The sequence below is a fragment of the Comamonas sp. F1-6 genome, from assembly GCF_039581415.1.
Lineage (GTDB): Bacteria > Pseudomonadota > Gammaproteobacteria > Burkholderiales > Burkholderiaceae_C > Comamonas > Comamonas thiooxydans.
Window position 1 is genome coordinate 15,676 of the sequence record NZ_JBCPWN010000014.1, and the last position, 22,707, is coordinate 38,382.

General features: G+C 63.8%; 23 protein-coding genes. 14 read left to right on the forward strand and 9 right to left on the reverse strand.

What is annotated here, in order from left to right; genetic code table 11:
• Positions 1-185 precede the first annotated feature (185 nt).
• From AAIL66_RS14935 to AAIL66_RS14985, 11 genes are all read left to right on the forward strand, one after another.
• The gene (locus tag AAIL66_RS14935) at positions 186-854 is read left to right on the forward strand and encodes a hypothetical protein (RefSeq protein WP_343497099.1); all 669 of its coding nucleotides are present in this window, start codon (positions 186-188) and stop codon (positions 852-854) included.
• A gap of 212 nt (positions 855-1,066) precedes the next feature.
• Positions 1,067-2,590: a CoA-acylating methylmalonate-semialdehyde dehydrogenase gene (locus AAIL66_RS14940; protein ID WP_012838771.1), complete on the forward strand. Its 1,524-nt coding sequence runs from the start codon at positions 1,067-1,069 to the stop codon at positions 2,588-2,590.
• Between the two features lie 82 nt (positions 2,591-2,672).
• Positions 2,673-3,146, forward strand: coding sequence for a lysozyme inhibitor LprI family protein (locus tag AAIL66_RS14945; protein WP_233425174.1), 474 nt, complete (start codon positions 2,673-2,675; stop codon positions 3,144-3,146).
• Entirely contained in the window at positions 3,143-3,634 is a 492-nt protein-coding gene (locus tag AAIL66_RS14950) for a lysozyme inhibitor LprI family protein (protein WP_034358201.1), read from the forward strand. Before AAIL66_RS14945 ends, AAIL66_RS14950 begins: the two co-directional genes overlap by 4 nt.
• A 54-nt stretch (positions 3,635-3,688) precedes the next feature.
• Positions 3,689-4,855 carry an acyl-CoA dehydrogenase family protein gene (locus AAIL66_RS14955; RefSeq protein ID WP_034358203.1) on the forward strand — a complete coding sequence of 389 codons (1,167 nt, stop codon included), beginning with the start codon at positions 3,689-3,691 and terminating at the stop codon, positions 4,853-4,855.
• A gap of 31 nt (positions 4,856-4,886) precedes the next feature.
• Positions 4,887-5,402 (forward strand): TfoX/Sxy family protein, encoded by a 516-nt coding sequence (locus AAIL66_RS14960; RefSeq protein WP_034358205.1) that lies wholly within the window; start codon positions 4,887-4,889, stop codon positions 5,400-5,402.
• A gap of 18 nt (positions 5,403-5,420) precedes the next feature.
• Positions 5,421-5,840, forward strand: a complete 420-nt coding sequence (locus AAIL66_RS14965; RefSeq protein WP_034358206.1) for a DUF488 family protein — start codon at positions 5,421-5,423, stop codon at positions 5,838-5,840.
• Positions 5,841-5,912: 72 nt separating this feature from the next.
• Positions 5,913-6,809 carry a 3-hydroxyisobutyrate dehydrogenase gene (gene mmsB, locus AAIL66_RS14970; protein WP_003067480.1) on the forward strand — a complete coding sequence of 299 codons (897 nt, stop codon included), beginning with the start codon at positions 5,913-5,915 and terminating at the stop codon, positions 6,807-6,809.
• Positions 6,810-6,813: 4 nt separating this feature from the next.
• Positions 6,814-7,146: a cupin domain-containing protein gene (locus AAIL66_RS14975; RefSeq protein ID WP_045839500.1), complete on the forward strand. Its 333-nt coding sequence runs from the start codon at positions 6,814-6,816 to the stop codon at positions 7,144-7,146.
• A 272-nt stretch (positions 7,147-7,418) separates the two neighbouring features.
• The gene (locus tag AAIL66_RS14980; RefSeq protein WP_343497100.1) at positions 7,419-8,507 is read left to right on the forward strand and encodes a saccharopine dehydrogenase C-terminal domain-containing protein; all 1,089 of its coding nucleotides are present in this window, start codon (positions 7,419-7,421) and stop codon (positions 8,505-8,507) included.
• A 34-nt stretch (positions 8,508-8,541) separates the two neighbouring features.
• Complete coding sequence (locus AAIL66_RS14985; RefSeq protein WP_343497101.1) at positions 8,542-10,062, forward strand: aldehyde dehydrogenase family protein; 1,521 nt, start codon at positions 8,542-8,544, stop codon at positions 10,060-10,062.
• A gap of 95 nt (positions 10,063-10,157) precedes the next feature.
• Here AAIL66_RS14985 and AAIL66_RS14990 read toward each other — a convergent pair whose 3' ends face one another.
• From AAIL66_RS14990 to AAIL66_RS15010, 5 genes are all read right to left on the reverse strand, one after another.
• Positions 10,158-11,108 carry a LysR family transcriptional regulator gene (locus tag AAIL66_RS14990; RefSeq protein ID WP_343497102.1) on the reverse strand — a complete coding sequence of 317 codons (951 nt, stop codon included), beginning with the start codon at positions 11,106-11,108 and terminating at the stop codon, positions 10,158-10,160.
• Between the two features lie 95 nt (positions 11,109-11,203).
• Positions 11,204-12,367, reverse strand: a complete 1,164-nt coding sequence (locus AAIL66_RS14995) for an acyl-CoA dehydrogenase family protein (RefSeq protein WP_019042041.1) — start codon at positions 12,365-12,367, stop codon at positions 11,204-11,206.
• An 83-nt stretch (positions 12,368-12,450) separates the two neighbouring features.
• A complete protein-coding gene (locus AAIL66_RS15000; protein ID WP_343497103.1) occupies positions 12,451-12,843 on the reverse strand; it encodes a cupin domain-containing protein in 393 nt (130 codons plus the stop codon).
• On the reverse strand, positions 12,828-14,138 hold the full coding sequence (locus AAIL66_RS15005) for a CoA transferase (protein ID WP_343497104.1): 1,311 nt from the start codon (positions 14,136-14,138) through the stop codon (positions 12,828-12,830). Before AAIL66_RS15005 ends, AAIL66_RS15000 begins: the two co-directional genes overlap by 16 nt.
• Before the next feature lies 1 nt (position 14,139).
• Positions 14,140-15,126 (reverse strand): tripartite tricarboxylate transporter substrate-binding protein, encoded by a 987-nt coding sequence (locus AAIL66_RS15010; RefSeq protein WP_343497105.1) that lies wholly within the window; start codon positions 15,124-15,126, stop codon positions 14,140-14,142.
• Between the two features lie 578 nt (positions 15,127-15,704).
• Here AAIL66_RS15010 and AAIL66_RS15015 point away from each other — a divergent pair.
• Positions 15,705-16,040: a cupin domain-containing protein gene (locus AAIL66_RS15015; RefSeq protein WP_238585663.1), complete on the forward strand. Its 336-nt coding sequence runs from the start codon at positions 15,705-15,707 to the stop codon at positions 16,038-16,040.
• A 7-nt stretch (positions 16,041-16,047) separates the two neighbouring features.
• Here the strand turns inward: AAIL66_RS15015 and AAIL66_RS15020 are convergent, their stop codons facing one another.
• On the reverse strand, positions 16,048-16,839 hold the full coding sequence (locus AAIL66_RS15020; protein WP_034358223.1) for a hypothetical protein: 792 nt from the start codon (positions 16,837-16,839) through the stop codon (positions 16,048-16,050).
• Between the two features lie 100 nt (positions 16,840-16,939).
• A complete protein-coding gene (locus tag AAIL66_RS15025; protein ID WP_343497106.1) occupies positions 16,940-18,427 on the reverse strand; it encodes a PLP-dependent aminotransferase family protein in 1,488 nt (495 codons plus the stop codon).
• Between the two features lie 134 nt (positions 18,428-18,561).
• On the opposite strand from AAIL66_RS15025, the gene AAIL66_RS15030 reads away from it, so the two are divergent.
• The gene (locus AAIL66_RS15030; RefSeq protein ID WP_343497107.1) at positions 18,562-19,179 is read left to right on the forward strand and encodes a LysE family translocator; all 618 of its coding nucleotides are present in this window, start codon (positions 18,562-18,564) and stop codon (positions 19,177-19,179) included.
• Between the two features lie 9 nt (positions 19,180-19,188).
• Positions 19,189-19,698, forward strand: a complete 510-nt coding sequence (locus AAIL66_RS15035; RefSeq protein WP_343497108.1) for a GNAT family N-acetyltransferase — start codon at positions 19,189-19,191, stop codon at positions 19,696-19,698.
• A gap of 52 nt (positions 19,699-19,750) precedes the next feature.
• Here the strand turns inward: AAIL66_RS15035 and mnmH are convergent, their stop codons facing one another.
• On the reverse strand, positions 19,751-20,806 hold the full coding sequence (gene mnmH / locus AAIL66_RS15040) for a tRNA 2-selenouridine(34) synthase MnmH (protein ID WP_343497109.1): 1,056 nt from the start codon (positions 20,804-20,806) through the stop codon (positions 19,751-19,753).
• 383 nt (positions 20,807-21,189) lie between these two features.
• A complete protein-coding gene (locus AAIL66_RS15045) occupies positions 21,190-22,545 on the reverse strand; it encodes a sodium:alanine symporter family protein (protein ID WP_034358234.1) in 1,356 nt (451 codons plus the stop codon).
• Positions 22,546-22,707: the final 162 nt, after the last annotated feature.

The following is a 22,707-nucleotide window of genomic DNA, read 5'->3' on the forward strand; positions in this document are numbered from 1 at the left end:
CAAGGCGTTCCTCCGGACTTCCATCCCACCTCTAGAGCGCCCGTATGCCATGAGCCCCCGTTGATAAGCGTCAGGGCTGTTCGGCAGCTTCCCGCCCAAGCCGCAGCGCCGCCTGTCTGCCAGGGCCCCCATGCTGTTTTCACGTGACCCCACGTGATTCAGCCCCTTTAAATCGTTATAAAAAGATGAACAATTCCATCAAGACTGCCATCGCTTTTTTGCTGCTGCCCCTGGCCGCAGCTTCGCAGGCGGCCGAGCCGCCTTCGCCCATTGCTGCCGCCGAGCTGTATATTCGCACCCTGGTCAATCACGACGAGCAGGCCATCAGCCAGCTCAATGACTATCTGCGTCCGGACCGCCTGCGCTCGGGCCGCAGCGCGGACTACGCCAACGCCGCCGAGCTCAAGCAAGCCGACAAGGACTTCCCGCGCGAAGTCACCGACATGGCCCTGCCCCTGTTCCCCGAGGCGCAGCGCAACGCCCTGCGTGCGCCCGTGGAAAGCCTGATGAGCACGGTGCAAAAGGCGCGTCAGCAATCGCAGTGCAAGACCGTATCGGCCACCAAGCCCAAGCTCGACAAGCATGGCGTGCTCAATACCGAGGTGAAGTTCAGCTGCCAGCTGGTCAAGACCCCCGAGACCTGGGCCGAGGGCATTCAGCGCATGGTGCGCAACAAGCTCAGCCTGGACCAGGTACAGGGCGAACTCAAGAAGCTGCAAGCTGCATACTCAGTCCCCGCCAGCTACAACTACGAGGGCGTACTTTCCCTGGGCATGGTGCCCAAGGACAAGGACAAGGCCTGGCGCAACGACTTCGCTAGCGAAGCCTTTGACGAGATGTTCAGCGAGCTCTAAGAGCACCTGAGAACGGCAAAAGGGCCCGAGTGGGCCCTTTTGCATTTTGCCGCCGCAAGTACTGCAGCCATGCCCGCACGACAAGCTCCATAGCGCTGGCAGACATAGCATCCACTTGTGCACATTTGCACACCCTATGTGCAGTGTTTGCTATTGCTACGGCAAATCCGCACACATACCATGAGGAACGAATTCACCAACGGAGACACCTCATGAACGCACCGACTTCCGCCAAGGTTCTGGCGCCCACGGTCAAGCTGCTCATCAACGGGCAGATGGTCGAATCCAAAACCACCCAGTGGCGCGATGTGGTCAACCCCGCGACGCAGGAAGTGCTGGCGCGCGTACCGTTCGCCACGCCCGACGAGGTCAACGCCGCCGTGGCCAATGCCAAGCAAGCGTTCAAGACCTGGAAAAAGACGCCCATCGGCGCACGCGCCCGCATCTTTCTGAAGCTGCAGCAGCTGATCCGCGAAAACATGAAGGAGCTGGCCGCCCTGCTGACGGCCGAACAGGGCAAGACCCTGCCCGACGCCGAAGGCGATGTCTTCCGCGGCCTGGAAGTCGTGGAGCACGCGGCCAGCATCGGCAATCTGCAGCTGGGCGAGCTGGCCAACAATGTGGCCAACGGTGTCGATACCTATACGCTGAACCAGCCGCTGGGCGTGTGTGCAGGCATCACGCCCTTCAACTTCCCGGCCATGATTCCGCTGTGGATGTTCCCCATGGCGATCGCTACGGGCAATACCTTCATTCTCAAGCCTTCCGAGCAGGACCCCATTGTCACCATGCGTCTGGCCGAGCTGGCACTGGAAGCCGGCGTGCCTCCTGGCGTGCTCAACGTCATCCACGGCGGCGAGGACGTAGTCAACGCCATCTGCGACCACCCCGATATCAAGGCCATCAGCTTTGTGGGCTCGACCAAGGTCGGCACCCATGTCTACAACCGCGCCAGCCTCAACGGCAAGCGCGTGCAATGCATGATGGGCGCCAAGAATCACGCCATCGTCATGCCCGACGCCAACAAGGAGCAGTCGCTCAATGCCCTGCTGGGCGCTGCCTTCGGTGCGGCCGGCCAGCGTTGCATGGCGGTCTCCGTGGCCGTTCTGGTGGGAGAGGCACGCAACTGGATTCCCGATCTGGTGGCCAAGTCCAAGACCCTCAAGGTCAATGGCGGCACCGAGCCCGGCACCGATGTCGGTCCTCTGGTGAGCTGCGCGGCCCTGTCGCGTGTCGAAGGCCTGATCGAACGCGGTCTGGCCGACGGCGCCACGCTGGAGCTGGATGGCCGTAAACCCGAGGTGGCCGCCTATGCCAAGGGCAATTTTGTCGGCCCCACCATCTTCAGCGGCGTCAAGCCCGGCATGAGCATCTACGAGCAGGAAATCTTCGGCCCCGTGCTGTGTCTGGTCGCTGCCGAGGACATCGATCAGGCCATCGAGTTCATCAACGCCAACCCCAATGGCAACGGCACAGCCATCTTCACCCAATCGGGTGCGGCCGCGCGCAAGTTCCAGGAAGAGATCGATGTGGGCCAGGTCGGCATCAATGTGCCCATCCCCGTGCCCGTGCCGCTGTTCTCGTTCACGGGCAGCCGTGCATCCAAGCTGGGCGACCTGGGCCCTTACGGCAAGCAGGTGGTCATGTTCTACACCCAGACCAAGACCATCACGGCGCGCTGGTTCGACGACAGCACCACCAGCCACGGCGTGAACACCACCATCAGCCTGAAGTAAGCCGGCCATGAAACCCGACAGTGCAGCCCTGCCTCTTGCCAGGCCCGGGCTGCGCTGTGTGGCTTTGCCGATGATGGCTGGCATGTACGTTCAAGAATTGTCACGCTCCTCCCCCCTGCGCCCAGCCGCAAACACATCTCACAGCCCCGCACGGCGGCTGGCCCGTCTGTGCGCCCTGGCAGCCGGCAGCCTGCTGATTGCCCATCTGCCTGTGGCATCGGCCCAGGACAGCGAGCCGGCCCCGCTGCACTGCCCCTCAGATCAGCCACTGTCTCTTGCCTGCCTTGAGCAACAGGCCCAGATTCTGGAACGGAGCATGCAGGTGCTCTACCTGTACCTGCAGCGCCAGCTGCCGCAGGCCAACGCCCAGGCCCTGCAAACCGAACAGGACGACTGGACGCAGGAGCGCGACCGGCGCTGCCAGCCCAATGGCTATGTCCATGAGGCTGAGGACATGGCTGCTTGCCGCATCGGCATGGCCCTGAGCCGGGTCAAGGCCTTCAAGAACCAGTGGTATCCGCTGGCAAAGAACGCACAGGGTGAAAAGCAGCCATGAACCGGGCAAACTCATATCACTTGCGCCAGCAGGCCAGCCCGGGCTGCGATGATGCGGGCATGACGATCCGCATTCAGAAATTCAGGCAACCGCGGCCTGCAACCATTGACACCAAATCGCTTGCCGCTCTTCTTATTGCAGCAAGCTTGAGCCAGCACGCCCTGGCCCAGGCCGGAGCCGACTGCGTGCCCGGCGGCACCACGGCCCAGACCAATGCCTGTGCCATCAAGGACTTCCAGCAAGCCGACACCGACCACCAGATTCTCTATGGCGATGTGATGCGCGCGCTATCGGCCCATGAGCGCCCCGCCCTGCGCAAGGAGCAAGGCGAATGGAGCCGCCATCGCATCACCCATTGCAAGCAGGCCACAAAGGCCTTTGAAGCGCAGCCCGATTGGCCCAGCCGTTACCACGGCTGTCTGGTGCAGCAGATCACGGCCCGAGATGCGGTGCTCAAACGCTGGCTGCACCAGGGGCCGCCGGACTGAGCTGCAAAGCCGTCAGGGGCCAGAAGACGAGTAGAACAAAAAAGGAGACATGAAATGGACTTTGAACTCAGCGAAGATCAACGCGCTTTTGCCGATACTGCCCGTGCTTTTGCGCAGGCCGAGCTGGCACCGCATGCGGCCGAGTGGGACCGCGAGCACATCTTCCCGCGCGAGGCGATTGCCAAGGCCGGCGAGCTGGGCTTCTGCGGCCTCTATGCACCGGAAAGCATTGGCGGCCTGGCCCTGCCACGACTTGATGCAACGCTGGTATTCGAAGAAATGGCGGCCGTCGATCCATCGACCACGGCCTTCATCACCATCCACAATATGGCGACCTGGATGCTGGGCACCTGGGCCACCGATGCCGTGCGCGCCCAGTGGGGCGAGCAGCTCACCAGCGGCAGCAAGCTGGCCAGCTACTGCCTGACCGAACCCGGCGCAGGCTCGGATGCGGCCTCGCTCAAGACCCGGGCCGAACTGGTCGGCAACGAGTACATCGTCAACGGCAGCAAGGCCTTCATCAGCGGCGCTGGCAGCACCGATGTGCTGGTGCTGATGGCAAGAACCGGCGATGCCGGCTCCGGGGCTTCGGGCATCTCGGCCTTTGCCGTGCCTGCCGATGCGGCCGGCGTGAGCTATGGCAAAAAGGAAGAAAAGATGGGCTGGAACAGCCAGCCCACGCGCGTCATCAGCTTCGACAATGTGCGCATTCCCGCTCACAACCTGCTGGGCCGCGAGGGCGAAGGCTTCAAGATCGCCATGAAGGGCCTGGACGGCGGCCGCATCAATATCGCCACCTGCTCGGTAGGTGCAGCCCAGGGGGCACTGACCCAGGCACAAAGCTATATGCAGGAGCGCAAGCAGTTCGGCAAGGCCATTGCGAGCTTTCAGGCCCTGCAGTTCAAGCTGGCCGATATGGCGACCGAGCTGGTCGCAGCGCGGCAGATGGTGCGCCTGGCTGCATCCAAGCTGGATGCCGGCGCGCGCGACGCATCGACCTACTGCGCCATGGCCAAGCGCTTTGCCACCGATGCCGGCTTCATGGTCTGCAACGAGGCTCTGCAGCTGCATGGCGGCTATGGCTATATCCGCGAGTACCCGCTGGAGCGCCTGATGCGCGATGCCCGCGTGCACCAGATTCTGGAAGGCACGAACGAAATCATGCGCGTCATCATTGCCAGGCGCATGCTGGAGGGCGATGCTCCGGAGGTCATTCGCTAAGCTGCTGCCATCACGCAACGCAAGGATCGTCATGCCCGCCAAGCCCATCGCCCCTGAAACCCTGCAGCTCATAGATGCCGTGCGCGATGCGCTGCAGGATTGCACAGCCGTGGAAGAGAAGACCATGTTCGGCTGCCATGTTTTCATGGTCGACGGCAAGATGTGCCTGGGCGTGGAAAACGACGAGTTGCTGGTGCGCCTGCCCCCCGCCAGTCATGCGCAGATTGCGGAGATGCCGGGCGTGCGCCCGCTGTCCTCGCGCGGACTGATGGACGGCTACTTTCTCGTCGGCCCCACGGCCTACGCCAGGCGTGAACAGTGGCAGCACTGGATCAGCGAAGCCCTGGCTTTCAACCCGTTGGCAAAGGCCACGCCAAAACGCAAGACCGGCAGCAAGGCCAGCAGCGAGACCGATAGCAAGAAGCCGGGCGGTGGAAAAAGCCCTGCCGGTCAGGGCACCAGCAGCGGGCGCAAGCGCACCAGGGCTGCCCCGAAACCGGCTGATGCCGACGCCCCCAGAAAACATCCTATTTTCGACAGCGAATAAGCACAAAGGACGGACCTCATGGCCATACGCATAGTCCAGCTAGGCAGCGAACGCGCCCCCGACGAGGGCCTGCGCATAGGTACGGTGCGCAGACCGCCGCGCGGCGTGCCCAAGGCCGAGTTCGCAAGCCGCAACTACTACGACTGCTGGTATCCCGAACTCTCGCCCGAGGTGGAGCTGATGCAGCAGGCCCTGGAGGCCATCAGGCTGCGCACAGCCGGCCAGGAGGCACAGGCCGACAAGCTCTGGAAGCAGTTTGAAAAGCAGTTCCGCAAGCAACTGGCCGAGCCCGCAGCCGATCGCACCCTGGGCCTGCTCGCAGCCTTGTCGCACAGCTCCGCCTTTTCTCTGGGCTGCTACTGCGACGACGAGGCGCATTGCCACCGCAGCATCTTGCGCAGCCTGCTCGCTGACAAGGGTGCCATTCTCAAGAATTAAGCGAAAAACCAATCAATCGCTTATGGATAAAGCGCTAGACGCTATCAATTCAATAACAGCAAGGAGACAGACATGCAAATCGCTTTTATCGGTCTGGGCAATATGGGTGCCCCCATGGCCGTCAATCTGGCCAAGGCCGGCCACAGTGTCAAAGCCTTCGACCTGAGCCAGGAGGCCATCGCCAAGGTCGTGGCCGCCGGGGCACAGGCGGCCTCCAGTGCCCAGGAAGCCGTGCAAGGCGCCGAAGCCGTCATCACCATGCTGCCCGCCAGCCAGCATGTAGAGAGCCTGTTCCTGGGCCGCGACGGCGCGGCCGGTCTGCTCGCGCACATCGCCAAGGGCACGCTGGTGATCGACAGCTCCACCATCGCCGCGGCCACCAGCCAGAAGGTGGCCAAGGCGGCCCAGGCAGCGGGCATAGACTTTATCGACGCCCCGGTCTCGGGCGGCACCGGCGGTGCCATTGCCGGCACGCTGACCTTCATGGTGGGCGGCAGCGACGCACAGCTGGCACGCGCCCAGCCATTGCTCGAAAAAATGGGCGCCAATATCTTCCACGCGGGCGGTGTCGGCGCGGGCCAGACGGCCAAGATCTGCAACAACATGCTGCTGGGCATTCTGATGGTGGGCACCAGCGAAGCAATCGCCCTGGGCGTGGCCAACGGTCTGGACCCCAAGGTGTTGTCCGAAATCATGCGCCGCAGCTCGGGCGGCAACTGGGCCCTTGAAAAATACAACCCCTTCCCCGGCGTGCATGAGAACGCGCCGGCCAGCAAGGGCTATGCAGGCGGCTTCGGCACGGACCTGATGCTCAAGGATCTGGGCCTGGCGCAGGACAACGCCACGGCCAACCGCGCCAGCACGCCGCTGGGCGGCATGGCGCGCTCCATCTATGCGGCGCACAGCCTGTCCGGCCATGGCGGCGAAGACTTTTCCAGCATCATCAAGATGCTGCAGAAAAAGGCCTGAGACCATGGCCCTGCCCCACGCCCAACCCGGGGTTCCCGTCGAAGTGCAGCCCCACGGCACTTCGCTGGGAAACCAGAAGACCGCTGCACTCTTCAAGTCCGACACCCTGGAAGTAATCCGTCTGGTGTTGATGGCAGGCAAACGCCTGCCTGCGCATCAGGTGCCGGGCGAACTGACGATTCAATGTCTGGAGGGGCAGCTCGCCGTCATCCAGGGCGCAAGCCGCCAGACATTGAACGCGGGGCAGCTGCTGTTTCTGCCCGCCCAAACCATGCATGAGGTCGAGGCCGAACACGACTCCTCGGCCCTGATCACCATCGTGCTGCACAAGCACTAACCACCAGACCCGGTCACCGGCCAGCTGACCCCGCTCTGCTGCAGCGGGTATCACGGCAGGCCTCCGGGCTTGAAGCCTGTCAAGCTGTCAGCTCTGACTCCGCAAGTGCTGACAGCTATTCTTTCCGAAGCGGACTGCTCCTGCTGAAGACTCCTTGTCTGCCCACGCAAATCGACTCCTGCTGACGCTTTTCTCAGTGGTGCAAATCTCTGCCCTGTGTTTAAGATGGCCCCAGAGGAAGTGATCGCTGCGTTGCTCTCAAGGAGTTCTCCATGATGAAGCTGACTGGACAGAACATTCTCATCCTCGGCGCCGGCAAGATCGGCTCAACGATCGCCGACATGGCTGCCGAGCTGCATGAAGCCACCGTCACGCTGGCCGATATGCAACCCCCGCCCGGCAACGACCCGCAGATCCGCCCGCTGCAGCTGGACATCGACGACGATGCGGCGCTGACCCACGCGCTGCAGCAGCACTCGCTGGTCATCAATGCACTACCCTTCTTCTGTGCCGAGCGCGTGGCCCGGGCAGCGGCGCAGCAGGGCGTGCATTACTTCGATCTGACCGAGGATGTGGCGGCCATGCGCGCCATACAGGACATGGCGGCGCAGACGCGCTCGGTGCTGATGCCGCAGTGCGGACTGGCACCGGGCCTGATCGGCATGCTGGGCGGCCATCTGGCCCAGCAGTTCGACGAGCTGTTCGATCTGCAGCTGCGCGTGGGCGCGCTCACGCGCCATGCGACGAATGCGCTGCGCTACCACTTCACCTGGAGCGTGGACGGCGTCATCAACGAGTACTGCAAGCCCTGCAACACCATCGTCAATGGACAGCCCATGCTGGTGCCGCCGCTGGAGGGGGTCGAGCCGCTGATCCTGGACGGCGAGAACTTCGAGGCTTTCAACACCTCAGGCGGTCTGGGCACGCTGTGCGAGACGCTGCAGGGCCGGGTGCGCAACCTCAACTACAAGACCATACGCCACCCCGGCCACCGCGATGCCATGCATTTGCTGCTGCATGGACTGCGCCTGATCGAGCGACGCGATCTGCTGCGCCAGGTGCTCGAAGGCGCGGTGCCCCACAGCCGTGAAGACATGGTGGTGGTTGCCGCCATGGCCAGCGGCAAGCTCGCGGGCCGGCTGGAGCAGCTGACGCGCGGCGCCCGCATCTTCGGTGCGGCGCTGCGCGGCAGACAGCGCACGGCCATAGAGCTGACGACCTCGGCCGGCATGCTGGCCGCCGTGGAGCTGTTCGCCACGGGCCAGCTGCCGCAGCAGGGCTTTGTGCGCCAGGAGCAATGCACGCTGGCCGCACTCTCGAACACCCGCGTGGCCCCCTACTTCGAAGGCCTGCTCGGCTGAAGCCTGTATCTCACACCAATCAGGAGGGACTGCCATGACCGCCATCTCCGCAACCGACTTCCAGACCGTGCTGAGCCGCTGCGGCATAGAGCTGCAGGCCCTGGCGGGCAAGGACATCAGCGTGCACTCGCCCATCGACGGCACGGAACTGGCCAGTCTGGCCGCCCTGCCCGGAGCCCAGGTGCCTCAGGTCATAGACCATGCAGTGCAGGCTTTCAAGCAGTGGCGCCTCGTGCCCGCCCCGGTGCGCGGCGAGCTGGTGCGGCTCTGGGGCGAGGAGCTGCGCCGCGCCAAGGCCGATATAGGCCATGTGATTTCCTGTGAGGTCGGCAAGATAGCTCAGGAGGGCCTGGGCGAGGTGCAGGAAGGCGTGGACATCTGCGAATTCGCGCTGGGCCTGTCGCGTCAGCTGCATGGCAAGACCATTGTTTCCGAGCGTCCCGGCCACCGCATCATGGAGCAATACCACCCGCTGGGGCCGGTGGCCGTCATCACGGCCTTCAACTTTCCGAGTGCCGTGTTTGCCTGGAACGCGGCGATTGCCTTGGTCTGCGGCAACCCGGTGATCTTCAAGCCCTCCGACAAGGCACCGCTATCGGGCCTCGCCACCTTCAAGGCACTGGAGCGCGCCGTTGCCCGGTTTGGCGACCGTGCACCGGCAGGTCTGGCGCAGATCGTGCTGGGCGGCGCGGCTGCCGCCGACGCCCTGGTGGACAGCCCCCGGATTGCGCTGGTATCGGCCACGGGATCGAGCCGCATGGGCCGCGCCGTGGGTCCCAAGGTGGCGGCGCGCTTTGGCAAGCGCATTCTGGAGCTGGGCGGCAACAATGCCATGGTGGTCACGCCGGCAGCCGATCTGGATCTGGCCGTGCGCGCCATCGTCTTCAGCGCCGTGGGCACGGCTGGCCAGCGCTGCACCTCGCTGCGCCGTCTGATCGTGCACCGCGATGTCAAACAGCCGCTGCTGGACAGGCTGCTGCCGGCCTATCGCAGCCTGCGCATCGGCAACCCGCTGCAGCCGGATACCCTGGTCGGCCCCTTGATCAACCAGGCATCATTCGAAGCGCTGCAGCACTCGCTGAGTCAGGCACTGAAAGACGGAGGTCATTTGCTGACGGGCGGCCAGCGCCAGCTGGAGCAGCAGTTTCCGCAGGGCTTCTATGTGGCTCCGGCCATTGTGGACATGCCGGCCCAGACCAGCATCGTTCGGCACGAGACCTTTGCCCCGCTGCTCTATGTGCTCAGCTATGAGGATCTGGAGCAGGCCATTGCGCTCAACAACGATGTGCCTCAGGGCCTGTCCTCCTGCATCTTCTCCAACGATTTGCGCGAGGTGGAAGTCTTTCTGAGCGCGGCCGGCTCGGACTGCGGCATGGCCAATGTCAACATCGGGCCCAGCGGTGCCGAGATCGGCGGCGCCTTTGGCGGCGAAAAAGAGACTGGCGGCGACCGCGAGAGCGGCTCGGACGCCTGGAAGCAATACATGCGCCGCACGACCAACACCATCAACTACTCGCGCGAGCTGCCGCTGGCCCAGGGCATTCAGTTCGGCTGAGCCACAGGCATTGCCATTCTTGATGACCAGGAGCGCCGGCCCTCAAGGAACAGGTTTTCTCGCTCAGCAGCCGAAGAGGCGCCACAGTTGCGGGCTTAGCTGCCTGCGGCTGGAAGTGTTGGCTGCCCGGCTTCCACCAGGTTCTGCACGCTGGCCACAAAGGCTTCGAGTACGGCCGGCATGCCCCGTGGCCGCCAGGCCAGCACGGCCGGAGTGGTCACCCGGCTGCCGCGCAGCGCCGCAAAGCACACACCGTTCATGCCCACGGTCTGCATGCAGGCCGGCACCAGGGCCACGCCCTGACCGGCAGAGACCAAGGCCATGACGGTCAGCCACTGGCGCGCGGCATGCCGTGTATGGGGATGGATGCCGGCCTGCTGCAGGCAGGCGATGACGTTGTCGTAGTTGGCCGGCGCCACCTCGCGCGCAAACATGACAAAGGTATCCTGGGCCAGTTCGCGCAGGTCGATTTCGGCACGCCGGGCCAGCGCATGCTCACTGGGCAGACAGCAGACAAAAGCCTCCTCGCCTATGGACAGCGTGCGTATATCGTCCTGGGGCGTGCCGATGTTGAGAAAGCCGCAATCGATCTGCCCCCTGGCAATGGCCTGCAGCTGATCGCGAGTGGACATCTCGTGCAGGCATAGCTCGACCAGCGGGCGCTCGGCGCGAAAGGCCCGGCAGAACCCCGGCACCTGGCGGTAGACCATGGACCCCGTGATGCCTATGTCCAGCTGCCCCTGCAGCCCTTGGGCCACGCCACGCACCACCTCGGCCGCATGCTGGAGCTGAGCCAGCACCTTGCGCGCCTCATGCAAAAAGGCCTCGCCTGCCGGCGTGAGCTTCACGTTCTTGGCGTCGCGCTCCATGAGTACCGTGCCCAGTTCCTGCTCCAGCGCCTTGAGCGCCATGCTCAGCGGCGGCTGGGTGATGCACAGGCGCTGGGCGGCCCGACCGAAGTGCAGCTCCTCGGCCAGAACCACAAAATAGCGCAACAGATGAGTCTTCATAACCTGATCTTGCCATGCAGGCACGGCGGCAGGCATCGTTCCTTTCGCCAGGGACGCCGAGCAAGAGCCGCCTCGCGGCGAGGGCGTCGTCCCCCTTCCAGGGGGAAGCCGCGCAGCGGCTCAGGGGGTCATCAATATGACTTCGGCAAGCCCAGCACCTTCTCGGCGATAAAGCACATGATGAGTTGCGGGCTTACGGGCGCCAGGCGCGGAATCCAGGACTCGCGCATATAGCGCTCCACATGGAACTCCTTGGCATAGCCCATGCCGCCATGCGTGAAGATGGCGGTCTCGCAGGCCTTGGCGCAGGCTTCGGCGGCCAGGTACTTGGCGGCATTGGCCTCGGCGCCGCAGGGCAGGCCCTTGTCATAGAGGAAGGCGGCCTTCTGCACCATCAGGTGTGCGGCCTCCAGGCCCATCCAGGCCTGGGCCAGCGGGTGCTGCACGCCCTGGTTCTGGCCTATGGGCCGGTCGAAGACCACGCGTTCGTTCGCATACTGTGTGGCACGCGCCAGGGCCGCACGGCCCAGGCCCACGGCTTCGGCCGCGATCAGGATGCGCTCGGGGTTGAGGCCGTGCAAGATGTACGAAAAGCCCTTGCCCTCCTCGCCAATGCGGTCCTGCACCGGGATGCGCAGACCGTCGATGAAGAGCTGGTTGGTGTCCACGCATTTGCGACCCATCTTCTCGATCTCGGTCACGGCGATGCGACTGCGGTCCAGGTCGGTGTAGAACAGCGACAGGCCCTCGGTGCCCTTGCACTCCTCCACGGGCCTGGTACGAGCCAGCAGCAATATCTTGTTGGCCACCTGGGCCGTGGAGATGAAGACCTTCTGCCCGTGCACCACATAGACATCGCCTTCGCGCACGGCACGGGTCTGCAGCTTGAGGGTGTTGAGCCCGGCATTGGGTTCGGTCACGCCGAAGCAGGCCTTGTCCCGGCCCGCGATCAGCGGCGGCAGCCAGCGCTGTCTTTGCTCGTCGGTGCCGAAGACCACGGCCGGGTGCAAGCCGAAGATATTCATGTGCACGGCCGAGGCGCCCGACAGGCCCGCACCCGTGGCCGAGATGGTGTGCATCATCAGCGCGGCCTCGGTGATGCCAAGACCCGCACCGCCAAATTCCTCGGGCATGGCAATGCCCAGCCAGCCGGCTTCGGCCAGGGCCTGGTGGAAGTCGTGCGGAAAGCCGCCGTCCCTGTCCTTCTTCAGCCAGTAGTCATCATCGAAAGGCGCACAGGCGCGCTGCACGGCGTCCCGGATCTGTTCCTGCTCGGCGCTCCATAAAAAATCCATGGCGACTTCTCTCTATCGGTTGAATCTCAATAAAATCCGCCTCAAACGCCCGCCTGACAGGCGCTATCAGCTATTGTTTTTAATCAATCAGGCCGGCGCACGCGCGCCGGGTTCTCGCCATAGGGCGGGCTGTAGATGACCAGCAGACGCACGGGCTCGTCGCTGGTGACGCGAAACACATGCATGCAGTCCTCGGGGAAAAAGCAGGTGTCGCCCGCCTGCATGGCAAAGCGCTCGGTCTGGCCCTGGCTTTGCACCTCCACCTCGGCCGTGCCGTCCAGCAGATAGCAGGCCTGCTCCATGCCGGGGTGGGCATGTGGTAGCGCACCGCCGCCTTTTTCCAGCGTTCCGAGCACCACCTCCATGTGCTGGGCGCCTACATTGGCCTGGCTGACCAGGCGGCGGTTCACCGTGCCGTGGTGGTTGGCGGGGCTGTATCCCTGTACGTCCTGCTCGCGGATCAGATAGCGGGGCATATGTCTGTCTCTCTTTTATCGTTGGATGATGAAGCCTGCATGCAGGCACCGCTGGCCTGCAGCGCGGCGATCTGCGCCTCGCCAAGACCCGCCTCGCGCAGCACCTGCAGCGTGTGCTGGCCCAGCTGCGGCGCAGCGCTGGCCTCGCGGCCCGGGGGCGTTGCGCTCCACTGCGTTGGATTGGCCGTGGTGCGCAGCCGCCCCTCGCTGGGATGCTCGATCTCGCGCACAAAACCCGTGGCCGCATGGTGGGGGTCGGCCAGCAGGTCCTCGGGCGAAGCCATGGGCATATTCGGCACATCGGCCGCATCGAGCAGCGCGCGCCACTCGGCCGTGCTGCGCTCGCGCATCAGGCTCGCCACCTCGGCATAGACGGCATCGATATTCGCTGCGCGCTGGCCGTGGCTGGCAAACATGGGCTCGCGCATGCGCTCGCCCTGCCCAATGGCGTTGAAGAAGCTGTGCCAGTGCTTGTCGTTGTAGATCAGCACGCAAAGATGGCCGTCGCTGGTGCGGTAGGGCTTGCGATGGCGCGTCAGCAGCCGCGCATAGCCGGCATCGCCCAGCGGCGGCTCGAAGCTCAGCCCGGCCATGTGATCGCCCAGGATGAACTGCGTCATGGCCTCGAACATGGGCACGACCACCGCCTGGCCCTGGCCGCTCTTCTCGCGCGCATACAGTGCGGCGGTAACCGCATAGACCGCATGCAGGCCCGTGACCCGGTCTCCCAGCGTCATGGGCGCATAGGACGGCTCGCCCCCGCCGTACTGCTGGGTCAGCCAGGGCACGCCGGTCGCCCCCTGTATCAGGTCGTCATAAGCCGGCTTGGTCGCATAGGGGCCGGCCTGATCGAAGCCGCAGCAGCTCACATGGATCAGGCGCGGATGGCTCTGCTCCAGCGTCTGCCAGTCCAGTCCCAGCCGGGCCATGGCCTGGGGGCGTACATTGCTGATGAAGACATCGGCATCGGCCAGAAGCTGCAGCAGCGCCTGACGCGCGGCGGCCTGCTTGAGATCGAGCACCACGGAGCGCTTGCCCTGGTTGGCCTGCAGAAAAATGGGGCCCATGCCGGGGTTGCGCATGGGGCCTACATGGCGCATGTTGTCGCCCTCGGGCGATTCCACCTTGATCACATCGGCCCCCAGGGCGGCCAGAATCTGCGTGGCAAACGGCCCCATGATCACCGAGGTCATGTCCACTATCCTGACACCGGCCAATGGACCGGCCGAGGCACCCGCTGATGGGCCCGCTGTGTGGCCCGCAGCCTGACTGCTATTGCTGTACATGCTCGTCATCTCACTGCGCCTCGATGCCGGCCTGCTTGACCAGTTGCCCCCATTTGGCGAGCTGCTCCTTCACATAGAGCGCGAACTCGTCGGGCGTGGCCGTGGGCCAGACTTCAAAACCGACCTGGGCCAGTTGCTCCTGCACGGCCTTGTCCTTGAGAATGAGCTGCAGCTCGCTGTTGATGCGCTCGGCAATGGCCTTAGACATGCCTGCCGGGCCGAAGATGCCGTTCCACGAGGTGATGTCGAAGCCCGGCAGCGTCTTGCCGATGGCGGGCACATTGGGCAGCAGCTGCGACCCCTTGGCCGCCGTCACGCCCAGCGTGCGCACGCGCTCAGTCTTGAGCGTGCCCCAGGCCGAACCCAGGTCGGCCACATACATCTGGATCTGGTTGCCCATCACATCGGTCAATGCCTGCGGGCTGGACTTGTAGGGCACGCCGGTGATCTGCGTACCCGTGATGTATTTGAAGGTTTCCGAAGCCACCAGCGAGGTGCTGTTGGGCGTGCCGTAGGAGAGCTTGTCCGGATGCGACCTGGCATAAGCAATCAGCTCGGCCACAGTCTTGGCCGGCACCGAGGGATGGACCACCAGCGCGAACGGCAACTCGCCCACGCGAGCCACGGGCGTGAAGTCCTTGACTGGGTCGTACTTGAGCCCCTTGACCAGCCAGGGATTGGCCGAATGCGAGGTGTTGGTGGTCATGAACAGCGTATAGCCGTCCGGCTTGGCCTTGACCACATGCGCGGCTGCAATCTGGGCATTGGCCCCGGCCCGGTTGTCCACCACCACGGGCTGCTTGAGTCGCTCGCCCAGCTTGTTGGCCACCACGCGCGCCACCGCATCGGTGCCGCTGCCAGCAGCAAACGGCACCACCAGCGTAATGGGGGCTGCGGGATAGCTCTCCTGAGCCAGCACCGTCCCGCCAAAGCCCATGCTCATGGTGGCTGCCAGGCCTGCGCTCGCACAGGCGCGCAGTAAGAATCGCTTGTTCATGCTTGTCTCCTTGTTCAGGCTGCGGCACCTGTATCCGGTGCCTGCACTGCATGCTGAAGCGTTCAATCATTCAAGTCCAATTGTTTAAACCGCATGAATGATTCGATTTACGAATCATTAAATCCAGCTAGACATTCCCAGCCACTGCGCACGACGCCTCGCCTTCCCTCTGCACGGAGAAATGAGCCGGATTCGTACCTGCGTCCCCAGCCCTTATGCCCTTGAGGTGGCGACAGCGGCCCGTTCTGGCCAGGTCCAGAGGCGTCGAGGTCAGCGGAGCTTTTTGGCTGCGGCGGCGGTGGCAGCAGCGACAGCGAGAGCAAGAGCGGCTCCGACGCCTGGCGGCAATACATGCGCCGCAGCAGGCTTCAGCCCCATGCCTGCCGAGAATCTGCGGCACCTGGCATAACAGCTGCCAGTCGCGCCCAAGCCTCAGTGATGCGCACCAAACAGCGCTGATGAGCAACGAAACGAGGCGATAAGGCCTGATGCCCTACAGCGCTGTCACAAAACGGTGATTGAACTTGGGCCCCACTCGGGGGAGAATGCCTTATTACCGCTTTCGCTCAGGTGCTGTCATGGACCATATCCACTCCACGCCCACCCACCAAGCTCTGGATGTCGCTCCTTACGGAGCCAGGCTTCCTGCCGCTCACTCGAGCGTGCTCTTCAAGGCGGAAGATCTGGAAGTCATTCGCGTCGTGCTGCGCTCGGGCCAGTCGCTGCCGCCGCATCGCGTGCCTGGCAGCGTCAGCCTTCAATGCCTGGAAGGTCGACTCGAGGTTCTCATCGGCCAGTCCGTGCATGAACTGGGCCCCAAGCAACTCATGCATCTGCCAGCCAATATGCCCCACGCCGTGCGTGCCATGGAAGACTCGTCCGCGATTGCCACCATCGTGCTCTGTGAGGCCTGAAGAACTTCTATCGAACGGGCAAAAACTGCATGAACGGGCCGGCAAGCAACCCCTGCGCATAGCCGATGACGGAGCGCCGATAGCGCTCGGTGGTGTAATCCGCAACCAGATCCAGCCGGCCGATGATCTTTCCCATCTCGCGCTCGAAGCTCAGATTGCGCCCCTCTTCCGCTATCTGATTCGATAGCAGCAAGGGCTTTCCTCCGGGTGCTTTGCGTGAGTTGAGAATCCAGTTGGCAATTTCCAGATTGCGCGCCGCATTGAAGACATGCTGCGGGTCCAGCCCGTCGATCAGCGTGAAGCTGGTTCGCCCGCCATGCGCGGTGATCAGCATATCGGCTGCAGCATGGACGAAGGCTGCGACCCGGTCTCCGGCGAACTCGGGCTGCAAGGCCAGGGACAGCGCCGCCACGTCACGCTTGTCCTGCAGCTCATGCCAGGGCTGGCGCTCCATGACGGCAATACGCACATAGGTCATGGCCGCTTCACGGCTGGAAGCCGTCTTTTTCCATTCGGCGGGGTTGCGGCGATAGAGCTTGTCCATGATGAGAAACAGGCTCTCCAAATTCTCCTTCATGGCCAGCGTTGCCATGCGGTTGCTGTCGGACTGCAGCAGCTCGAGCGAGTGAAAGTTCTCGCCCTTCACTTCGCCGTGATTCGTGGGGGCGCTGGAACAAGCGGCCAGACCGCAAAGCACAAGCCCTGACAGCAGCCACCGCCCCATGCGCGGGCGAGCACGCAGGAAATCGCGCCTGCAGTGGCCTGCGGCGGCATGGGGCAAAGCTCGTGCTGCTGTCATGCTACAAACATAACAGCAGATGCGATGCGCTCAATCACGCTAGAGGCGCGCGATTGTTATCAATCGTGAACGACGCCCTGCCCAGGCACCGGTTTCGGCGCTATTTGCGCAGCTGCCTGAGGATCTGCTCCAGCACCTTCCATGGCTCGGCCTGGTCGGCCATCGCCACGGGCACACGCAGCTTGCTGCTCGTTGCCTGCTGCGGTGAAAACAGCAGGCCCGGAGCCAGCAGCAGATTGCTCAGCGCCGCCTGACGCGCCAGCACCTCGGTGTCCACGCCGCAATCGACCCAGGCAAAAGTACCGGCCACGGGTTCGTACTCCGCATGGCAGCCCAGCGCTTCGAGCTTGCGCAGGCAGCGCCCGCGCGCGCGGTCCACGCGCTCGCGCAGCCGGTCCACATGCTTGCGAAAGGAACCGTCGGCCAGAATATGGTGCACGATCTGCTCCGCCGGCAGCGACGAAGTCAGCCCCGCCAGCAGCTTCATGTCGGTCAGGCGGTGCACATACTCGGGTTTGGCCGCGATATAGCCCACGCGCAGGCCGCCCGACAAGGTCTTGGAATAGCCCCCCACCAGAATCACGCGCTGCAATCTGTCCATGGCCGCCAGCCTCAGCGGCGTGGCGCCCAGGAATTCGGCATAGGTGTCGTCCTCGACCAGCAGGAAATCATGGCGCTCGGCAATGCGCAGCACCTCGTGGGCCACGCCGGCAGACAGGCTCAGTCCCGTGGGATTGTGTACCGCCGTGTTGAGGATGAAGAGCTTGGGCTTGTGGCTCTGGGCCAGCGATGCCAGGGCCGCCACATCGGGCCCGCCGGGCAGGCGCGGCACGCCGACGACATTCACGCCCATGTATTTGAGCCGCCCGAAGATCAGGAACCAGGCCGGGTCTTCGACCAGCACGGTATCGCCGGGCTTGAGAAAACAGCGCACCACCAGGTCCAGACCATGGGTCACGCCGCCCACCGTCATGAGGTTGGCCTCGGGATGAGCCGGCACCTCCTGGGCCTGCAGATTCGAGGCGATCTGCTGGCGCAATGGCAGAAAGCCCTGTGGATGGCCATAGCTGAGAAAGCTCTGCTCGGCCCGCGCATTGTTACGGGTGATGGCGCGCATGGCGCCCGTGATCAGGCCCTGGTCCATCCAGCTCGAAGGCAGGCAGCCTGCGCCCCCGGTGCCCGCGCTGTCGTCGCGAAAAATGCCGCGCAGCAGATAAGCGGTGTCGAAGTCCGCCGGCTGCGCCGAGGCGGCAGCCACGGCAGCAGGCTCCATCACGCGGCGCTGGGCCGCCACATAAAAACCGCTGCCGCGCCGCGATTGCACCAGGCCCTGGGCAGCCAGCTTGTCGTAGGCCTGGACCACGGTGTCTCGGCTGACACCTGCGCTTTCCGCCAACGCCCGCACCGAAGGCAGGCGCACGCCCACACGCAGGCCGTGGTTGCGGATCAGCCCGCCGAAATGCTCGACCAGCTGATCCACCAGGCCTGCTGCACTGGAGCGCATGGGCTGCCAGCCCAGGGATGCCGTAGCGGCCACAGGCAAGGCTGCCGGGGTCGCTGCCCTGCCGCCGATATGAGCATCCAGCATGAAGTGCTTCCTCAAAGTGTCAGGTCAATTAGAGCAGGCCAGCCCATAAACTGGCCTGCACAAGTGTACTGATAGTGTACTGACTACAGATCTTAGTATAGAGGCACAACGCTTATGCAGCTCCAAGGTTCACCATGCCATTTCTGCCTGAATCCTCTGCCTTCATCCTGCCACTGGCCATGTTTGCCTTTGTCAGCTCCGTGACGCCCGGCCCCAACAATGTGATGCTGACGGCCTCGGGGGCCACATTCGGCTACCGCCGCAGCGTGCCGCATATGCTGGGCATCTGTCTGGGCGTGGTCATCATGGTGCTGCTGATCGGCGCGGGCCTGGGCAAGCTGTTCGAGGCCGAGCCACGCATCTACACCCTGCTCAAATATGTGGGCGCGGCCTATCTGATCTGGCTGGCATGGAAAATCGCCCGTGCCGGCGGCGTGGACCAGGGTCAGTCGGGCAGCCGCCCGTTCAGCTTCTGGCAGGCCGCTGCCTTCCAGTGGGTCAACCCCAAGGCCTGGATCATGGCCGTGGGCGTGGTTGCGACTTACACACCGCGCGAAGGCTTTTTCGTCAATCTGATATTGTCGGCCCTTGTTCTGGGCCTGGTCAACTATCCCAGCATCAGCGTCTGGACCCTGTTCGGCAGCACCGTGGGGCGCGCACTGCGCACTCCACAGGCCCTGCGCATGTTCAACGGCGTGATGGCCGGTCTGCTGCTGCTGTCGCTGGTGCCCATTTTTGCCGGGCATGTCTAAACTCGGTCCATGCAATATGACATACACCAACTGACCGAGTCCGACCTTTGCAGTTATCGCGCCCTGCGCCTGCAGGCTCTGACAGAATGCCCCACCGCCTTCGGAGCCACGCCTGCCAGCGAACGGGCACTCGGCGATGCGCAGATACTGAGTCGTTTCGGCAGCACGCCAGGTCAAGCCATGTGGGGAGGCTTTGACGCCGACGGCAGACTCTGCGCCACCCTGGGCATGTATCGCGAGCAGGGAGAAAAGACTGCGCACAAGGGCAATCTCTTTGCCATGTACGTGGCTGCGCCGGCCCGGGGCCAAGGCCTGGCCCGCCGCCTGCTGGAGATGGCTGTTGAGCACGGCAGAGCGCTGAACTTGCGACAGCTGATGCTGGGCTGCAATGCCGGCAACGGCAACGCACTACGCTTGTATGAGCAAGCAGGTTTTAGCGAATATGGGCTGGAGCCTGCGGCCCTGTATGTGGACGGCGAGTATTTCGACGAGGTGCTGATGGTGATGAAGCTGGACTAGTCCGCACCGCACCGGCCCATTTCAGCTGGCAGGCTTGAACAAGCGGCTTGGCTCAGCGCGCCTGCATCGCAATGATCTGCTGCGCCAGACCGGCGATGGCCTCGTCCGAAAGCTGGTCTGTCTCCAGAACCTGGCGCCGAGGCCATTGCTCGAAGTGATTCGACTGAGAGCGCTCGTAGTGCGGGTCGTAGTGGCGCAGCATCAGCTCTTCGAACAGCGAAGGCAGCTCCCCGGCCCGAGCCCATTGCTGCCAGCGGCCCACGGTCTCCTTGCCCTGCAGCTCCTTGAGCCAGCCCAGCTTGGTGGCCAGCACTTCGGGATCGTCCCCCAGGTAGGCATAGTCGCGCAGCAGATAGGAAAGACGTGCGGCGGTCGTCGCACGCACCTCGATGACCGGAGCCTTGTGCAGATGCTGCACCAGCACCAGCGGCAGGCCGACGCGGCCGATCTTGGCGCTCTCGCCTTCCAGATAGACGGGACGCGAGAGATCGAAGGTCTCAAGCTGCTCGGCAATCAGGGTCTCGAAACGCTTCTGGCTGGGCTGCTCGATACCGGGCAGACCGCCCAGCAATGAGCCCTTGTGGCTGGCATAGCCCTCCAGGTCCAGCACCTGCTCTCCGCTTTGGGCCAGCGCATGCAGCACACGGGTCTTGGCCGAGCCGGTGGCGCCGCAGAGCACGCGCATCTGCAGCTTAGGCACCAGGCTTTCGAGCTGCGCAATCACATGGCCGCGAAACGCCTTGTAGCCGCCGGCCAGCTGCTGGGCATTCCAGCCGACCAGACGCAGCCAGGTCACCATGGAGCCGCTGCGCAGGCCGCCGCGCCAGCAATAGACCAGGGGCTTCCAGTTGGCAGGCTTGTCGGCAAAGGTTTCGCGCAGATGGCGTGCCAGATTCGCCGACACATAGGCCGCCCCCAGACGCTTGGCCTCAAAAGGGCTGACCTGCTTGTAGATGGTGCCGATCTCGGCACGCTCGGCATTGCTCAGTACCGGACAGTTGATGGAGCCGGGGATATGGTCCTGCTCAAACTCGGCGGGCGAGCGGGCATCGATCAGGGCATCAAACTGGTGACGTTCGGGAACGCGAACGGGCTGGCGGTGGGACACGGCGGACTATCCATGGCTGCGCCTGACGGCCTGCATGGCTGCCGGGCAATGGCGTGTGGTCGGGCGCAAAGCGGGAATCGCGACAATGCGGCGATTCGACCTGAGGCTCGGCAACATGAAAAACCTGCAGTCTCATCTCAAGATGAAGCCCGGCAGGCCACGAAGCAAGGGTGTGGATCGAGCCTCGATACGCACAACGGCTGCGGCAAGATTTTCCGCAACAGTCATTCCCTGTATAGGGGGTATTTTCGCAGATATGCGGGGCAGCTTCAGCCACGGCCCCAAAACTGCACAGGGCGCAGCTGCTTGCACAACTGCGCCCTGTGTGAGGTCAAGTCAAGCTCCAGCACTTGTGCGTCAAGTGCCTAAAGCTGCCGAAATGATCAGGCCTGATTATCCTGGCGCGCAAAGTATTCGCGCGTGAGCTGCACGATCACGGGTGAGAGTAGCAGCAGCGAGATCAGATTGGGAATCGCCATCAGCGCGTTCAGCGTATCGGCGACCAGCCAGGCAAAGTCCAGCGTGGCCACGGCACCCACAAAGGCGCTGATGGTCCAGAGGATGCGGAAGGGCTTTTCACAGATGGTGCCGACCAGATAGGTCCAGCATTTTTCACCGTAATAGGCCCAGCCCAGAATCGTGGTGAAGGCAAATACCGACAGCGAAACGGCCAGCACATATTTGCCTACGCCGGGCATGGCGGCCTCGAAGCTCTGGGTGGACAGCACGGCCCCGGTAGCGCCGGAATTCCAGACGCCGCTGACCACGATGGCCAGCCCGGTCATGGTGCAGACGATGATGGTGTCGATGAAGGTACCCATCATGCCTACCAGCCCCGAGAAAACGGGGTCACGCGTGGCACCAGCAGCCTGGGCGATGCCGGCCGTGCCCAGGCCCGCTTCGTTGGAAAAAATGCCGCGCGCCACGCCCATGCGGATGGCCATCAGCACCGTCGAGCCCAGAAAGCCGCCCGTGGCCGCCGTGGGGCTGAAGGCCTGCTCGAAGATCAGTGCAAACGCAGCCGGAATGCGGTCGAAGTACACGCCCAGCACATAGAGCACGCAGATCACATAGGCCACGCACATGGCAGGCACCAGCTTTTCGGCCACCGCGCCGATGCGGGTGATGCCTCCCAGCACCACGGCACCGGTAAGCACGGCCAGGCCCAGGCCTGTGATCCAGCTCTCCAGACCGAAAGCCGTGTGCATGGCCGATGCAATACCGTTGGACTGCACCATGGAGCCGATGCCGAAACCGGCCAGACCGCCAAAGATGGCAAACAGCGTACCCAGCCATTTCCACTTGCTGCCCAGACCGTTTTTGATGGCGTACATCGGGCCGCCCACCCACTGGCCGTGGTCGTTTTTCTCACGGTACTTCACCGCCAGCACCACCTCGCCATACTTGGTAGCCATGCCCAGCAGCGCCGTCATCCACATCCAGAACAGTGCGCCCGGGCCGCCCACGGCAATGGCCGTGGCCACGCCGGCAATATTGCCCGTGCCCACGGTGGCGGACAGTGCCGTCATCAGCGCTGCATAGGGAGTGATGTCGCCATCGGCCTTGTCGCCGGGACGGCGGCTGCGCCAGATCATGCGGAAGCCGCGCACGATGTTGCGCAGCGGCATGAAGCCCAGGCGGACCTGCAGATAAAAACCCGTGCCGAGAATCAGCACGATCATGGGAACGCCCCAGACAATATCGTTGAGGGCTTTGAAGAGTTGGGTTAACCAGTCCATTGAGTGTCGTCTGCCGCAGCCAGCTTTCGCCTGCGGTCCATTGAATGGCAACAGTCCCGGAACATGTCTTTCACCCATGAGCGGCGAGTGCGGCAACCGCAAGAGGCCCGTGTGAGGCCCACGCACAGCGCACTATTCCTGTTTGCCGGTTGGCAAAGCGCC

Excerpts from the sequence above, each read along its gene's own strand:
- AAIL66_RS14935 (WP_343497099.1), top strand. The coding sequence starts at position 186 with ATGAACAATTCCATCAAGACTGCCATCGCTTTTTTGCTGCTGCCCCTG.
- AAIL66_RS14940 (WP_012838771.1), top strand. The coding sequence starts at position 1,067 with ATGAACGCACCGACTTCCGCCAAGGTTCTGGCGCCCACGGTCAAGCTG.
- AAIL66_RS14945 (WP_233425174.1), top strand. The coding sequence starts at position 2,673 with ATGTACGTTCAAGAATTGTCACGCTCCTCCCCCCTGCGCCCAGCCGCA.
- AAIL66_RS14950 (WP_034358201.1), top strand. The coding sequence starts at position 3,143 with ATGAACCGGGCAAACTCATATCACTTGCGCCAGCAGGCCAGCCCGGGC.
- AAIL66_RS14955 (WP_034358203.1), top strand. The coding sequence starts at position 3,689 with ATGGACTTTGAACTCAGCGAAGATCAACGCGCTTTTGCCGATACTGCC.
- AAIL66_RS14960 (WP_034358205.1), top strand. The coding sequence starts at position 4,887 with ATGCCCGCCAAGCCCATCGCCCCTGAAACCCTGCAGCTCATAGATGCC.
- AAIL66_RS14965 (WP_034358206.1), top strand. The coding sequence starts at position 5,421 with ATGGCCATACGCATAGTCCAGCTAGGCAGCGAACGCGCCCCCGACGAG.
- mmsB (WP_003067480.1), top strand. The coding sequence starts at position 5,913 with ATGCAAATCGCTTTTATCGGTCTGGGCAATATGGGTGCCCCCATGGCC.
- AAIL66_RS14975 (WP_045839500.1), top strand. The coding sequence starts at position 6,814 with ATGGCCCTGCCCCACGCCCAACCCGGGGTTCCCGTCGAAGTGCAGCCC.
- AAIL66_RS14980 (WP_343497100.1), top strand. The coding sequence starts at position 7,419 with ATGATGAAGCTGACTGGACAGAACATTCTCATCCTCGGCGCCGGCAAG.
- AAIL66_RS14985 (WP_343497101.1), top strand. The coding sequence starts at position 8,542 with ATGACCGCCATCTCCGCAACCGACTTCCAGACCGTGCTGAGCCGCTGC.
- AAIL66_RS14990 (WP_343497102.1), bottom strand. The coding sequence starts at position 11,108 with ATGCCTGCCGCCGTGCCTGCATGGCAAGATCAGGTTATGAAGACTCAT.
- AAIL66_RS14995 (WP_019042041.1), bottom strand. The coding sequence starts at position 12,367 with ATGGATTTTTTATGGAGCGCCGAGCAGGAACAGATCCGGGACGCCGTG.
- AAIL66_RS15000 (WP_343497103.1), bottom strand. The coding sequence starts at position 12,843 with ATGCCCCGCTATCTGATCCGCGAGCAGGACGTACAGGGATACAGCCCC.
- AAIL66_RS15005 (WP_343497104.1), bottom strand. The coding sequence starts at position 14,138 with ATGACGAGCATGTACAGCAATAGCAGTCAGGCTGCGGGCCACACAGCG.
- AAIL66_RS15010 (WP_343497105.1), bottom strand. The coding sequence starts at position 15,126 with ATGAACAAGCGATTCTTACTGCGCGCCTGTGCGAGCGCAGGCCTGGCA.
- AAIL66_RS15015 (WP_238585663.1), top strand. The coding sequence starts at position 15,705 with ATGGACCATATCCACTCCACGCCCACCCACCAAGCTCTGGATGTCGCT.
- AAIL66_RS15020 (WP_034358223.1), bottom strand. The coding sequence starts at position 16,839 with ATGACAGCAGCACGAGCTTTGCCCCATGCCGCCGCAGGCCACTGCAGG.
- AAIL66_RS15025 (WP_343497106.1), bottom strand. The coding sequence starts at position 18,427 with ATGCTGGATGCTCATATCGGCGGCAGGGCAGCGACCCCGGCAGCCTTG.
- AAIL66_RS15030 (WP_343497107.1), top strand. The coding sequence starts at position 18,562 with ATGCCATTTCTGCCTGAATCCTCTGCCTTCATCCTGCCACTGGCCATG.
- AAIL66_RS15035 (WP_343497108.1), top strand. The coding sequence starts at position 19,189 with ATGCAATATGACATACACCAACTGACCGAGTCCGACCTTTGCAGTTAT.
- AAIL66_RS15045 (WP_034358234.1), bottom strand. The coding sequence starts at position 22,545 with ATGGACTGGTTAACCCAACTCTTCAAAGCCCTCAACGATATTGTCTGG.